Source organism: Nesterenkonia sp. HG001, assembly GCF_034438835.1.
Lineage (GTDB): Bacteria > Actinomycetota > Actinomycetes > Actinomycetales > Micrococcaceae > Nesterenkonia > Nesterenkonia xinjiangensis.
In genome coordinates this window covers 48,817-62,327 of sequence record NZ_JAOSZD010000006.1, presented here as the reverse complement: position 1 = coordinate 62,327, position 13,511 = coordinate 48,817, and the positions used below count along the sequence as shown (strand labels likewise).

Sequence of the window (13,511 nt, the reverse complement as noted above, 5' to 3'; positions counted from 1 at the left end):
CTCGCGCCGCCGACCCCTCTGGCGCCTCTCCGCACAGTGCAGCTGACGGCTGCCGGCCTCGCGCTGATCGCCGTGTCCTACGGGCTGGCTCGCTTCGCCTACGGTCTCTTCGTGCCGGTGTTCCGCACCGAGTTCGACCTCGATGGGTCCCAGGTGGGCCTCATCGGTTCGGCGAGCTATGCGGCCTACTGTGTGGCCATCTGCCCGGCCATGATGCTCGCCCCCCGATGGGGCGGGCGGACCGTCGCCGTGATGGCCGGTGTCACGGCGACCCTCGGCATCGGTCTGGTCGGGACGGCCCAGGGGTCCGCGATGCTCAGCATCGGTGTGGTCCTCGCCGGTGCCAGCACCGGAATGGTCTCCCCGCCGCTCGCGTTCGCGGTGGCGAAACGTGTCGAGGCCCGACGCCAGGACAGGGTCCAGGCGATCATCAACGCCGGCACAGGGCTCGGCGTCGCGCTCTCCGGGCCGGTGGCGCTGCTGACGCTGGATCACTGGCGCGGCGCGTGGCTGGTCTTCACGATCATCGCTGCGGCGACCACTGTCTGGGCTGCTTGCGTGGTACCTGACTCGCGGACTGAGCCGGAGGAGAGAACTCCGGGCTCGCCTGCCGCTGCGCGCGGGTCCACAGGCCGGCTGGTGCCTGCGCCGCTGCTGCCGCCCGGGGCGATGAGGCTGCTGCTCAGCGCGGGTCTGGCTGGGATGAGCACCACGGCGGTGTGGGTCTTCGGCCGAGACGTGATGACGCAGGTGGGCGGAATCTCCGACGTCGCCGCCACGCTGACCTGGAGTCTCCTGGGTGCCGCGGGGCTGCTGGGCGCCGGTGTCGGCGACCTCGTGAGGCGGCTGGGTCCACGGGGGTCCTGGATCCTCATCACAGGGCTCCTGGCAGCCGCCACCGCTGTGTTCGGGGTCCTGCCGGGAGAGCTTCTGCCCGTGGTGATGGCGGCCTCCGCCTTCGGTGCCGCCTATATCGCCATGACCGGTCTGCTGCTCATCAACGGGGTGGCCGTCTACTCGGGGCACCCATCCGCCGGCGTCGGGCTGGCGTTCCTGGTGCTCGCTCTGGGGCAGTCCGTCGGCGGGGCGGTGCTGGGACGGGTCATGGAGGCTGCCGACGCGGGGACGGCTTTCCTCGCCGCGGCAGGCCTGGCGCTGCTGTGCGCGCTGATGCCTCCGGTGCCCACATCGGTGCCCGCCTCGACTCCTGCCGCCGCCTCGCATGAGCGCATCCGTGGGCCGGGCCATGGTCAGTCTCCCGAATGCGGCGGTACGATCGGGTCACAGGCATCGCGCAGCAATGGTGGTGAGAGCGATGGAGAACGTCCCTGACCGTGCCCACGTCGTCGTCATCGGAGCCGGGATCGTCGGCAGCTCGATCGTCCGGCATCTCGCCGAGCTCGGCTGGCGGGACATCCTGCTGCTCGACAAAGGACCTCTGCCGGAGCCCGGCGGCTCCACCGACCACGCCTCGAACTTCGTGTTCCCGGTGGATCACTCCCGGGAGATCACCGAGCTCACCCTCGATTCGCTGCGCCAGTACGCCGCCCTGGGTGTGCTCACCGGATGCGGGGGCATCGAGGTCGCGCGCACTCCCGAGCGTCTCCAGGAGCTCCGCCGCCGGATGACCTCGGCGACAGCCTGGGGCGTGGATGCCGAGCTGATCAGCCCGGCACGGATCCGTGAGCTCATGCCGTTCATCCGGGAAGACCTGCTGCTGGCGGGCTTCCACACCCCCACCGGGGCCATCGTCGACGCCGTCCGTGCCGGCCAGCTCATGCGCCGCCGTGCCGTCGAGCGGGGTGCCCTGCAGATCGCCGACCGCACCGAGGTCATCGGTATCGAGGTCGACGCCGGTCCGCACGTCGACGCTCCCGGGCGCATCCGAGCCGTGGAGACCAGCAGGGGCCGGGTGGAGGCTGAGCACGTCGTCGTCGCCTGTGGGGTGTGGAGCCCACAGATCGCCGCACTGGCGGGAGCGAGCATCCCGCTGGTGCCCGCCGTGCATCAGATGATGGACCTCGGCCCCATCCCGGAACTTGCCGCCACCGAGGAGTGGATCTCGGTGCCGCTGGTCCGGGACATGGACGCCCGGATGTACGCCAGGCAGCGCGGCCCGGACCTGGAGCTCGGCTCCTACGCTCACCGGCCCATTCTGCATGAGCCCGGCGAGATCCCGCCGCTGGGTGCGCCCGGGCAGGTCTCACCCACTCAGATGCCGTTCACCGAACAGGACTTCGCCCCGCAGCTGGCACACGGCCGACAGCTCTACCCCGAGCTGCTCGGTGAGCACGGGCGCCAGGGTGTGGAAGTCACCCACGCGATCAACGGGCTGCTCTCGCTCACTGCGGACGGCTCTCCGCTGCTGGGTGAGACCGCCGAGGTCCGTGGGCTGTGGTCCGCCGCGGCCGTGTGGATCAAGGAAGGACCCGGCGTCGGGCGGGCGGTGGCCGAATGGATGACCGAGGGTGCCTCTGAGGTGGACGTCCACGGGGCCGACATCACTCGCATCCCGCCGCACGCCCGGACCCGGCGCCATGCGCGCGCCCGGGCGGCGGAGGGCTTCCCGAAGGTCTACGGGATCGCGCATCCGCGGGAGCAGTGGGCCAGCAGCCGGCCGATGCGCACCAGCCCTTTCCATCCGCGCACCCAGGCACTCGGCGGGGAGCACTTCGAAGTCTCCGGCTGGGAGCGGCCGCAGTGGTACGCGGCCAATGCGCCCCTGCTGGAGGAGTACGCGGACCGGATCGAGCACCGGGTCCATGAATGGGACGCCCGCTGGTGGTCGCCGATCATCGAGGCTGAGCATCTGGCCATGCGGGAGCGGGCCGCGATGTTCGACCTCACGGCCTTCAGCATCATCGACATCTCCGGCCCCGGGGCCCTGGATGGGGTGCAGCGGGTGGCGGTGGCGAACGTGGACCGTGCGGTGGGACGGGTCATCTACACCCCGCTGCTGGATGCCCGCGGCGGATTCCGCGCCGACCTGACCATCGTCCGGCTGGGCGCGCAGCACTTCCGGGTCATCACCGGAGCCGCCGACGGCGCCCGAGATCTCGCCTGGTTCCGCCGGCACCTGGCCGCTGAGCTCGACGCCGGCCGCGTGGTGATCCAGGACCTGACTTCGGCGACCTGTGCCGTCGGGCTCTGGGGTCCGCGCGCGAGGGACGTCGTCTCTGGGCTGACCGATGACGATCTCTCCCACGAGGGGTTCGGCTTCGGCACGGCCCGCCAGGTGGCGCTCGCCGGGGTTCCGACGCTGATGGTGCGGATCTCGTATGTGGGCGATCTCGGCTGGGAGATTCACCTTCCGGCGGAATACGGCCTGCGGCTGTGGGATGCACTGTGGGAGATCGGCCGACCGCAGGGGCTCATCGCCGCCGGAGGCGGGGTCTATGGCACCACCGGCCGGTTGGAGAAGGCGCACCGGCTCTTCGGGGCCGAGCTGACCCCGGACCGTGATCCTGTGGAGGCCGGACTCGCGCTGCCGAAGGTCAAGGAGGCGGACTTCCTCGGCAAGGACGCCTACCTGGCGGCGCGGGTCCAGGAGCCTGCCGCTGTGCTGTGCACTCTCGCACTTGCAGGGCACGGCGCCGCTGAGCCGCGGTTCCCTTCCGGCAGTGAGCCGGTGCTCGACGACGACGGCTCGCCCCTGGTGGATGCCCGCGGCCGGCGCAGCTATGTCACCAGTGCGGGCCCGGCGCCGTCGTTGGGCCGCTACGTGATGCTGGCCTATCTGCCGCCGGAACGCGCCGAGGAGGGCGCCCGGCTGCAGGTGGAGTATCTGGGGACGCGGCTGCCGACCGAGGTGCTGGCCGTGGGGCGGATGGCCCCCTTCGATCCGGAGCACCGCCGGGTGAAGGGGTGAGGGTGAAGGGGTGCTGAGGACTTCTCGTCGGTCCCGGGCCGCCGGATCTGCATACGCTTTGTGAGATCGCACCGGCAACGTTGCCGGTGCGATCTCACAAAGCGTGTGCAGATCGGGCAGCGGCGCCCCTCAGCTCTGTGCGCGGCCCACGTGCCCCAGCCGGCGGGAGAGCGCGTCGGCGGCCCGGATGACCGGTTCGCGGACATCTGGGAGACGGTCGGTTGGGAGCCGGTAGGAGGGCCCGGCCACGCTGATCCCGGCGACGACGGCGCCGCTGTGGTCGAAGACGGGCGCCGCCACGGCATTGAGGCCCTCCTCGAACTCCTCCACCGCGTAGGCCCAGCCGCGGCTGCGGATCCGCTGCAGCTCCTCGGTCAGCTCCGCGGGGCGGGTAAGGGTGTGCGCGGTGAAGGGCTCCAAGCCGGCATCCAGCACCGCCGTGAGGCTCTTCTCCGGCAGGTGGGCTAGCAGCACCTTCCCGTTGGAGGTGGCGTGAAGGGCGGTGTGCTGGCCGATCCAGTTGCGCATCGCCACGGCGGTGTCGGCCTCGGACTGGCACACATTGATCGCCACGCCTTCGCGGGTGATGGCCACGTTGGTGGTCTCGCCGATCTCGGCGGAGAGCTCGTCGCACACCGGCTGGGCCTCAACGGTCAGGTCCAGGCGTGCGGTGGTGGCCCCGGCCAGCCGGAGGCAGCCGACGCCCAGTCGGTAGCCTCCGGCACCCTCGGGCGGCTCGACCAGGTCGTGGCGGACCAGGACCTCTGTCAGGCGTCCCACGGTGGACTTGTGCACTCTGAGCTCCCGTGCCATCTGGCCCAGGCTCGCTTCGCCCTCCCTGGCGAGGATGGTCAGCACGGTGAGGGCGCGGTCGACCGACCTGACCGGCGCTCCGGACTCGGCCTTTCCGTTCGTGCTGGTTGCTGCAGATTCAGTGTCCATCACTCTCGAGGATGCCCTCCGCGCGGCACCCAGCACAAGACTAGGCGTCGCGCGTGACGCAACCTATTGTGTGGTGCGCGACACAGTGTCATGCTGGAAGTGTCCCAATGATGTGGCAGCAGGGAGGCCCCCATGACTCTCAACGAAGGCACTTTCGCCGTCCCGGACGACGTCGACGCCGTCGTCCCGGACCCCCGAATCCTGCTGTATCCGAGGCTCCGCAAGTCCCCCTTCTTTTGGGCGTCGCGCCGCCATGGGGTCGCGATGTACAGCGTCTACAACCACACGTATCATCCGCGTCACTACGGCGACCCGGTTGCTGAGTACTGGGCCCTGCTCCACGGGGTGACGCTGTGGGACGTGGGCGTCGAGAAGCAGATCGAGATCACCGGTCCCGACGCCTTCGCCTTCACCAACATGCTCGTGCCCCGCGACCTGACCAAGTGCGAGGTGGGGCAGTGCAAGTACGTGTTCATCACCGCCGAGGACGGCGGCATCCTCAATGACCCCGTTCTGCTGCGCCTGGGGGAGAACCACTTCTGGCTCTCTCTGGCGGACAGCGACATCCTGCTCTGGGCCCGCGGGCTCGCCTACCGGTCCGGCATGGATGTCACCATCGAGGAGGCCGACGTCGGCCCCGTGCAGGTCCAGGGGCCGCTCGCCGGGCAGGTTATGGCGGCCCTCTTCGGCGAGGACATCTTCGATATCGGCTACTACCGGCTCAGGGAGTACACGCTCGACGGCATGGAGGTCATCGTCTCGCGCACCGGATACACCGCGGAGCTGGGCTTCGAGATCTACGTGAAGAACGCCTCGCGCGACGGCGTCCGGCTCTGGGAAACGGTCTGGGCCGCCGGTGAGCCCTTCGGGATGAAGGTCATCGGTCCCTGCCACATGCGCAGGATCGAGGCAGGGATCCTGGCCCACGGCAGTGACATCACCTACCGGACCAACCCCTTCGAGGTCGGAATGGGATATGACTGGATGGTGGACCTGGATCAGGAGTCAGACTTCATCGGCAAAGAGGCGCTGACTCGTATCAAACACGAGGGCGTGAGCCGCAGGCTCGCCGGAGTGGAGATCGGCGGGCCCCCGTTGGGGACCTACAACGACGGTTCGATGATCGAGGCGTTCCCGGTCTGGCACGGTGGGGAACGCGTCGGCGAGGTCACCTCGGCCTGTTTCTCCCCGCGACTGGAGCGCAACATCGGCTTCGCGATGGTGCCGACCGGGCTCAGCGAGATCGGCACCGAGCTGGACATCGAGACCCCGGCCGGCGTCGTGTCCGCCGTGGTGGTGCCCAAGCCGTTCGTCGACCCCACCAAGGACACTCCCAAGCAGGCCTTCCTCGGGGGCAACGGCCACACTCACACGGAGAACTGAGGGCACCCGCCGGTGGCCCGACAGGTTCGCGCCGACCCCCTGGGGGGTCCTGCGCAGCGGGAGGTCCTGAGCCAGCTGCTGGCTGGGCTCCGATATGAGGTGCTCCCCCTGGCAGGGGTCGTCGACGACGCCGTGGCCCACCTGCCGGCCGGCGCCACGGTCACAGTCACCGCCTCGCCTGCGCGCGGCCCCGAGCCCACGGTGCAGACCGCCGAGGCGCTGGCGGCGGAGGGCTTCCACGCGGTGCCGCACCTGGCGGCGACGCAGCACGGGGAGCGTTCCCTGCCCGTGACGCTGGAGCGGCTGCAGACGGCCGGGATCCAGGAGGTCTTCGCCGTCGGCGGGGACGCTGCGCCCGGCGACGACCGCCGCGGGGCCGGCACGGGCCAGCGCGGGGAGACCTTCGACGACGGCGAACAGCTTCTGCAGGCGGTGCGTCGGCTGGCCCCGGAGCTTCGCGTCGGGGTGCCCGGCTATCCGGAGGGGCATCTGACGATCCCGGCGGAGGCGCTCGAGGGCTCCCTCGGACGCAAGGTCGATCAGGCTTCCTGTGTGGTCGGTCAGCTCTGCTTCGACCCGCAGACCGTGCTCAGCTGGGCCGCTGGGCTCCAGGCCGCCGGCATGAGGCTCCCCGTGTTCGCGGGCCTCCCGGGGGCGGCGAGCTCGGCGCAGCTGATGCGCATCGCTGGGCGGATCGGCGTCGGAGAATCGCTGCGCTTCCTGGCCTCCGGCGGGGCCGGAGTGGCGCGGCGGCTCGCCTCCCTGGGCCGCTATGACCCCACGCCGCTGGCGGCAGGCCTGGCCGCCGCTCAGGACGGCGGCGTAGTGTCAGGCCTCCATCTCTACACCTTCAACGCGCTCGAAGAGACTGAGCTGTGGCGCCGGCGGCTGCTGGCCCGGCTCCAGGAGGGAGATCACGCATGACGACCACCCACCACACCGGAGGCGAGCAGGTCGCCGAGGAGCGGTCCGCCGCACCGTTGACCGCCCAGGACAGCCTGGGCATCTCCGCGCGGACCCAGTTGCGCCCGATCAGTGAGATCGGCACGGAGCTGGGGCTCGACGAGGACCTCATCGAGCCCTACGGGCGCGGCGTGGGGAAGGTGGATCTGGCCGCGATCGAGCGCCTGGCGGACCGGCCCCGAGCGAAATACATCCTGGTCACCGCGATCACCCCGACCCCGCTGGGGGAGGGCAAGACGACGACGGCGGTGGGGCTGGGTCAGGGACTGCAGCAGACCGGCCGACGGGCCGCCGTCGCGGTGCGCCAGCCCTCTCTGGGGCCCACTCTGGGCATCAAGGGCGGAGGCACCGGCGGCGGATGGAGCCAGGTGGTCCCCATGGACCGGCTGAACCTGCACCTGACCGGAGACCTGCACGCCGTCACCGCCGCGCACAACCAGCTGGCCGCCATGGTGGACAATCACCTCCACCGCGGAAGCCCCTCCGGGCTGCACCCCGAACGGGTGACCTGGCGGCGCGTCATGGACGTCAACGACCGTTCCTTGCGGCAGATCGTCACCGGGATGGGACCGGCCGGGGGAGGGGCGACGTCGAACGGTCCGGTCCGCCAGTCCGGCTTCGACATCACCGCCGCCTCGGAAGTGATGGCCACCCTCTCGCTGGCGCGCTCGCTGGAGGACCTGCGTGCCCGGCTGGGAAGGATCGTGGTGGGCACCACCGGGGAGGGCGAGCCGGTCACCGCAGAGGACATCAAGGCCGCCGGCGCCATGACGGTGCTGCTCAGGGAGGCGTTGCAGCCGAACCTGCTGCAGACCGTGGAGCATACTCCGGCGCTGGTGCACTGCGGGCCCTTCGGCAACATCGCCACCGGCAACTCCTCAGTGGTGGCTGACCTCATCGGGGTGCGAGCCACCGACTATCTGATCACCGAGGCCGGCTTCGCCGCGGACATGGGAGCCGAACGGTTCTTCAACATCAAGTGCCGGATCTCCGGCCTGGTGCCCGACGCCGCCGTCGTGGTGGCCACGGTCCGGGCGCTGAAGGTGCATTCGGGGCGACACCGGGTGGTGGCGGGTCGGCCGCTGCCGGAGGCGATGCTCCAGGAGAACCCCGAGGAGGTCCGCACCGGGGCGGAGAACCTGCGCGCCCAGCTGCGGATCATCCGCCGGCACGGGGTCACGCCGGTGGTGGCGATCAATGCGTTCCCCACCGACTCCGCCTCCGAGCATGAGTCCATCGCGCGGGTGGCCGCAGAGGAGGGCGCCCGGTGCGCGGTCTCCACGCATTTCGCCGACGGCGGCGCAGGCGCCGCGGAGCTGGCAGAGGCGGTGGTGGAGGCGGTCGAGGAGCCGGGCCAGTTCCGATTCCTGTATCCGGACGAGGCGCCGCTGACCGAGAAGATCGACGCCATCGCCACCGAGGTGTACGGGGCGGACGGAGTGGACCTCTCCCCGACGGCGGCGAAGGATCTGGCGGCCTACACCGAGGCGGGCTACGGGCACCTGCCGGTCTGCGTGGCGAAGACCCATCTCTCCCTCTCCGCGGACCCGAAGCTGATGGGGGCGCCGTCGGGCTGGCGGCTGCCGGTGCGGGAGGTGCGGCTCTCCGCGGGTGCAGGGTTCATCTACCCGATCTGCGGTGCGATGCAGACCATGCCGGGACTGGGGTCGGCACCGGCCGCGGAGAACATCGACATCGACGCCGAGGGACGGACGATCGGGCTGTTCTGAGAACTGGGCAGGTCGTGTGCTGCCTTGAGGGCTCGAGCCGACTCCGGACCACCTCATCCGCGGCGTTGCCGGGTCATGATCAGCGGGGATCGCGGCGCCGGGCCTGGAACTCTTCGGCGAGGTCCGCGGGCGCGCAGGCGAACCAGGCGTCCTCGAGTGCCACCCGCAGGTCGTCAGGATCGATCGTCTCCAGCTGGATCAGCACGGAGGGGTGGCCGTCGAAGTGTGGGGTGCTGAACAGGCCCGGGACCCCCGAACCCAGGACGGCGTCCTTCTCGTCGAGGTCTTCCACGCGGACGGCCAGGATGGGGCCCGAGGGCGGCGTCTCGTCGCCGAATCGCCGGATGTCGGCCTGGGTGAACGGCCGCTCCCAGGCGAAGGCCGCGTTCAGCACGGACCACTGGGGGTGACCGCGGTAGGTGCCTTCGACGACGTCGGGGAGCGTCGAGGCCAGGATGCGGACGTCGTCGACGGTGGGCGCCACCGGGATCACCTTCTGCGGGTGCCGTGAGGAGTCAGGGGCGGGCGCGCGGCACCGTGGTCTGCAGCACCGTGGCCCGCAGCGTCAGAATACCGGGGTGCGGCCGCGGACCGGCAGGGGAGGCGGCCTGTTCCCTGGGGACGTTCTGCGTGGCAGGATGCTGGGAGATCGGCCCGGCAGCTCCGGGCCCTGACAGGAGAAGGCAGGTGCGGCCCGTGGCATGTCGTATCGGAGAGCTTGTCCTTCAGTCCCGCGACCCGGAGGCGCTCGCGCAGTTCTGGTGCGAGGTGCTGGATTTCGTGGTCCTGGACCGCGAGGGTGACGGCAGCATCGAGATCGGTGCTCGCGACGGATTCGGCGGCTCCCAGCCCACCCTCATCCTGAGCCCCTATGCGGCGCCGGAGCAGGCCCGGCCGCGGCTGCACATCGACCTCAACGCCACCGACCGGGACCAGGCCGCCGAACTGGAGCGGCTGCTGGCGATAGGAGCCCGCCCTGCCGACGTCGGCCAGTCCGGTGAGGAACCCTGGCACGTCCTGCAGGACCCGGAGGGCAACGAGTTCTGCCTGCTGCGGGCCCGGATCTCCCCGGTCCCCTCGTGACCGGCCGCCGCGCCACCTTGGTGCTGATGCGCCAGGTCTGGGACAGGATCGATCGCGAGTACGCGCAGCCCCTCGACGGCGAGAACCTGGCCCGTGGGGTGTACCTCTCGGCTGAGCACCTGAGCCGGCAGTTCCGCCTCGCCTACGGGGAATCCCCGTATTCGTACCTGATGACCCGCCGGGTGGAGCGAGCCATGACGCTGCTGCGCCGTGGGGATCTCAGCGTCACTGACGCCTGCTTCGAGGTGGGGTTCTCCTCCCTGGGAACGTTCTCCACGCGCTTCACCGAGCTGGTGGGAATGCCGCCCAGCGAGTACCGACGGCGGGCCGCCGAGTCTCTGCGCGGAGTGCCTGCCTGTGTGGCGAAGCAGATCAGCCGGCCACGTCGCCGACCGGTCAGGAACCGAGAAGCCTGCTGCACCCGCCCGCTGTGTACCCCGGCATCACCGATGAGGAGCGGGAGGTCGTCCTCTCGCTGATGAGCAAAGGCAGCTTCACCGCGCTGACCTTGGCCACCGATGACCTCGACGGGCCCTTCGAGTCCATGTCCACCGCCGGAGCCGACGTCGTCCAAGAGCCCATCGACCAGGACGATGGGGTGCGCGACTGCGCGTTCCGGGACCCGGCCGGCAACCTGCTGCGCATCAACCAGCGCTGAGCACCACGCTCCGGCCGGGAGCCCACGGCCCGGTGCGTGCGGACGTGGCATCATGCCCCCATGAGTTTCAGACAGCAGATCGTGGTGCTGGATGCGGCCGACGTCGAGGCGGTCGCCTCCTTCTGGGCCGGCGTCCACGGCGGGACCGTGCGGCGCTCTGACCCCGACTGGTACGAGGTGGAGGTCGACGGTACGTTCCCGCTCGCGGTCCAGCATGCGCCGGACCATGTGCGCCCACAATGGCCCGACGGGCGGCCGCAGCAGATCCACCTGGACCTCTACGTGGAGGACATCCGAGCCGAGCATGAGCAGGTCATGGCACTGGGAGCGGAGCTGCTGCAGTCCGCCGAGGATCTCGACGTGGAGACCGGGTTCCAGGTCTACGCCGATCCGGCCGGGCATCCCTTCTGCCTGTGCTGGGGATGGAACGCCTGGCGGGCGGAGATGGACGGCTGAGCGACCCCGGGGTCCGGGGAACCGACGTGCTGCCGTTGTATCGTCGAGGGGCCCGGCAGGCGCACGCCGCCGTGGCTTCCCGAGGATCAGCGGAGGTGGAACGTGACCGCACATGTCGGCGTCGTCGTGACCGACGAATACCTGCCCGGGGCTGAGGATCCGGACACCCCGGTGCTGCTGCCGGCCATGCGCGCGGCAGGGCTGAAGGCCACCCCGGTCGTGTGGCATGCCCACACCCCCGGCGACGGCGACTACGACCTGCTGGTGCTGCGCAGCCCTTGGGACTACCCGTGGCGCGAGGCGGAGTTTCGGGCCTGGCTCACCGAGGCTCACCGGCATGTGCCGGTGCTGAACACCCCCGCGCTGGTGGACTGGAACCTCGACAAGGTCTACCTGCGGGACCTGGAGGCGCACGGCGTGAACACCGTGCCGACCCGGTGGGCGACCACCGAGGAGCAGCTGCGAGCCGCGTTGGACGCCCACAGGGGCAACTGGGTGGTCCTCAAGCCCACCGTCTCTGCCGGTGCCCTGCACACCGGGCTGCTGCGGGCGTCCAGCGAGGAAGCGCTGGATCTGGGGCGGCGGATCCTCGCCGAGGACCGGATGATCATGGTCCAACCCGAGGTGCCGGAGCTCTCCGCCGGCGCGGAGAAGGCGCTGTACTTCATCGACGGCCGGCACACCCACACCATCTCCAAGGGCGCGATCCTCGCCCGAGGCGGCGGACTGGCCGGCGGCGAATACTCCGAGGACCCGCAGCCGGTGACCGCCACCGCCGCGGAGGCCGACTTCGCGGAGTCCGTCATGGCCGCCATCGACGCCGCCTCCGGAGCCGAGCCCCCGCTTTACGCCCGGATCGACCTAGTCACCAGCGCCGAATGGGGGATCGTGCTGCTGGAGGCCGAGCTGTTCGAACCGGCGCTGAACCTGCACAGGGTGCCCGAGGCGGCCACGGCGCTCGCCGCAGCGATCGTGCAGCGCGTGGGGGCGCGTGCGGGAGGCTGAGCCGCACGGGCGGCTAGGGCGGAGACAGCCCGGAGTGTGCGGGCAGTCCACAACACTGTGTGCTCGCACCAGGTTGAGAGTCGGCACAGGGTCAGGAGAGTGCGGCCTCCAGCTCCGATCGGAACTTCGCAGCCCCCTCTTCAGGGGTGATCTGTTCGAAGAGCACCTCTGAATTGACACGTTGCATGATCTCCGCCGCTGCGCTGGCCCCCTGAGGCATGACCGCTGCGGCATCGACGATCTCATCAGAAAGGTCCGTCACAAAGTCGGCTGCGACCTGGTCAACGGTGTCCAGCTCAGCGACGACCGCCTCTCGCACGTTCGCGTTCCCGGGCAACCCGAGTTCTGAGAGGAAGATCTCGCCGACGCGAGTGTCATTGATCATGAAGTCGATGAACTGTGCGGCTTCGGTCTGGTGGTCGCTCGTCTCAGCTGCCGCCAGATACATGCCGGGTTTGAAGTACATACCTGCTTGGTCGAACTCGGATTCGCCCGGAATGCGCAACAAGGTCAGGTGGGTTCCGGTCGCTTCGGAGAGCACCTCCAGCTGCGCGGACCAGGTCAGCGACATCGCGGCCTCCCCCGTGGCGATCGGAGAGTCGAGCAGGTCCAATGCCAAGCCTTGATCTGCCGATGGCTGGCCACCGGACTCCTGCAGGTCAAGAGAGCGTTGGAACCATTCCTCGAGGAGCTCGTCCTCGTACCCTAGGGTCCCGTCTTCTGTGAACAGTGCCTGGCCGTGCTGGCGGGCATAGACGCGGAATCCGACCTCGGCGAACGAATAGTCGCTGGTGCCGAAGGCCTGGCCGTCCAAGCCGTCTGAGAGCGCGTTGGAGATGTCTACGTACTCCTCCCAGGTCCACATCGAATCATCCGGCATCGGGACGCCCGCGTCTTCGAACATGTCTGGGTTCGCGACCACGGAGAAGACATTGGACCCGGTGGGGTAGCCGTACTGTGCGCCGTCGATCTCGCCGCTGCTCAGTAGGTGGGCGTCGACGTCGTCTGTGGGGACGCTCCCGGACAGGTCTGCGAGGACGCCGCGGCTGGCATATTCGCCGATGTATCGGTCTTCCTGCATCATGATGTCTGGTATGTCGCCACCGGCCACCACCGTCGCCAGGCGGTCCCAATAACCGTCCCAGTCGTTGACCTCAGGTTTCACGTCGATGCCTGGGTTCTCGTTCTCGAAGATATCGATCGCCTCTTGGAAGCGGTCTGCGCGATCGGCGGTTCCCCAGAAGGCGAACCGGAGCTCGACGTCCCCACCTTCCTCAGGTGAGGCGTCGCCGCCACATGCGGTGAGTGTCAGGGCCAGCACTGTGGCGGCGGCGAGTGCTGCTGGTGGTTGTGAGGAGCTGCGTGTGTTGCTCATGATGGGTGTTCCTCCTGCGACGTGATGGCGGTTCCGAAGTCTGTGAGG

At 69.8% G+C, this 13,511-nt stretch carries 12 protein-coding genes and 1 pseudogene; 10 read left to right on the top strand and 3 right to left on the bottom strand.

All coding sequences use genetic code 11. The annotated features are described in order from the left end of the window. The first annotated feature begins 36 nt into the window (after positions 1-36). Together ODE13_RS11400 and ODE13_RS11395 are read left to right on the top strand one after the other, a co-directional pair. Complete coding sequence (locus tag ODE13_RS11400) at positions 37-1,332, top strand: MFS transporter (protein ID WP_322479386.1); 1,296 nt, start codon at positions 37-39, stop codon at positions 1,330-1,332. Continuing rightward, on the top strand, positions 1,316-3,868 hold the full coding sequence (locus tag ODE13_RS11395; RefSeq protein ID WP_322479385.1) for an FAD-dependent oxidoreductase: 2,553 nt from the start codon (positions 1,316-1,318) through the stop codon (positions 3,866-3,868). The genes ODE13_RS11400 and ODE13_RS11395 overlap by 17 nt, the downstream gene beginning before the upstream one ends. 129 nt (positions 3,869-3,997) lie before the next feature. On the opposite strand, the gene ODE13_RS11390 is transcribed toward ODE13_RS11395, so the two are convergent. Further along, on the bottom strand, positions 3,998-4,810 hold the full coding sequence (locus ODE13_RS11390) for an IclR family transcriptional regulator (protein WP_322479384.1): 813 nt from the start codon (positions 4,808-4,810) through the stop codon (positions 3,998-4,000). Between the two features lie 132 nt (positions 4,811-4,942). Here ODE13_RS11390 and ODE13_RS11385 point away from each other — a divergent pair, with 132 nt between their 5' ends. Genes ODE13_RS11385 through ODE13_RS11375 form a run of 3 tightly spaced genes read left to right on the top strand, consistent with a single transcriptional unit; the run spans position 4,943 to position 8,886 of the window. Further along, complete coding sequence (locus ODE13_RS11385) at positions 4,943-6,193, top strand: glycine cleavage T C-terminal barrel domain-containing protein (RefSeq protein WP_322479383.1); 1,251 nt, start codon at positions 4,943-4,945, stop codon at positions 6,191-6,193. 12 nt (positions 6,194-6,205) lie between these two features. Then, positions 6,206-7,117, top strand: a complete 912-nt coding sequence (locus ODE13_RS11380; protein WP_322479382.1) for a methylenetetrahydrofolate reductase — start codon at positions 6,206-6,208, stop codon at positions 7,115-7,117. Next, positions 7,114-8,886, top strand: coding sequence for a formate--tetrahydrofolate ligase (locus ODE13_RS11375; protein ID WP_322479381.1), 1,773 nt, complete (start codon positions 7,114-7,116; stop codon positions 8,884-8,886). Before ODE13_RS11380 ends, ODE13_RS11375 begins: the two co-directional genes overlap by 4 nt. A 79-nt stretch (positions 8,887-8,965) precedes the next feature. Here ODE13_RS11375 and ODE13_RS11370 read toward each other — a convergent pair whose 3' ends face one another. Beyond that, positions 8,966-9,370, bottom strand: coding sequence for a hypothetical protein (locus ODE13_RS11370; RefSeq protein ID WP_322479380.1), 405 nt, complete (start codon positions 9,368-9,370; stop codon positions 8,966-8,968). A gap of 212 nt (positions 9,371-9,582) precedes the next feature. On the opposite strand from ODE13_RS11370, the gene ODE13_RS11365 reads away from it, so the two are divergent. The 5 genes and pseudogenes from ODE13_RS11365 to ODE13_RS11345 all read left to right on the top strand — a co-directional run bounded on the left by ODE13_RS11365 (position 9,583) and on the right by ODE13_RS11345 (position 12,088). Continuing rightward, a complete protein-coding gene (locus ODE13_RS11365; RefSeq protein WP_322479379.1) occupies positions 9,583-9,969 on the top strand; it encodes a VOC family protein in 387 nt (128 codons plus the stop codon). A 26-nt stretch (positions 9,970-9,995) separates the two neighbouring features. After that, on the top strand, positions 9,996-10,448 hold the full coding sequence (locus tag ODE13_RS11360) for a helix-turn-helix transcriptional regulator (protein ID WP_322479524.1): 453 nt from the start codon (positions 9,996-9,998) through the stop codon (positions 10,446-10,448). Next, positions 10,382-10,627 (top strand): annotated as a pseudogene (locus ODE13_RS11355) (VOC family protein); the annotation flags it as partial. The gene ODE13_RS11360 and the pseudogene ODE13_RS11355, both read left to right, overlap by 67 nt. A 60-nt stretch (positions 10,628-10,687) precedes the next feature. Beyond that, on the top strand, positions 10,688-11,083 hold the full coding sequence (locus tag ODE13_RS11350; RefSeq protein WP_322479377.1) for a VOC family protein: 396 nt from the start codon (positions 10,688-10,690) through the stop codon (positions 11,081-11,083). A gap of 102 nt (positions 11,084-11,185) precedes the next feature. After that, positions 11,186-12,088, top strand: coding sequence for a hypothetical protein (locus ODE13_RS11345; protein WP_322479376.1), 903 nt, complete (start codon positions 11,186-11,188; stop codon positions 12,086-12,088). Positions 12,089-12,179: 91 nt separating this feature from the next. Here the strand turns inward: ODE13_RS11345 and ODE13_RS11340 are convergent, their stop codons facing one another. Beyond that, positions 12,180-13,463, bottom strand: a complete 1,284-nt coding sequence (locus ODE13_RS11340) for an ABC transporter substrate-binding protein (RefSeq protein WP_322479375.1) — start codon at positions 13,461-13,463, stop codon at positions 12,180-12,182. Positions 13,464-13,511 lie beyond the last annotated feature (48 nt).

What these genes read in the sequence shown, in the direction of transcription:
- ODE13_RS11395 (WP_322479385.1), top strand. Translation starts at nt 1,316, where the DNA reads ATGGAGAACGTCCCTGACCGTGCCCACGTCGTCGTCATCGGAGCCGGG.
- ODE13_RS11390 (WP_322479384.1), bottom strand. Translation starts at nt 4,810, where the DNA reads ATGGACACTGAATCTGCAGCAACCAGCACGAACGGAAAGGCCGAGTCC.
- ODE13_RS11385 (WP_322479383.1), top strand. Translation starts at nt 4,943, where the DNA reads ATGACTCTCAACGAAGGCACTTTCGCCGTCCCGGACGACGTCGACGCC.
- ODE13_RS11375 (WP_322479381.1), top strand. Translation starts at nt 7,114, where the DNA reads ATGACGACCACCCACCACACCGGAGGCGAGCAGGTCGCCGAGGAGCGG.
- ODE13_RS11360 (WP_322479524.1), top strand. Translation starts at nt 9,996, where the DNA reads ATGCGCCAGGTCTGGGACAGGATCGATCGCGAGTACGCGCAGCCCCTC.
- ODE13_RS11350 (WP_322479377.1), top strand. Translation starts at nt 10,688, where the DNA reads ATGAGTTTCAGACAGCAGATCGTGGTGCTGGATGCGGCCGACGTCGAG.
- ODE13_RS11340 (WP_322479375.1), bottom strand. Translation starts at nt 13,463, where the DNA reads ATGAGCAACACACGCAGCTCCTCACAACCACCAGCAGCACTCGCCGCC.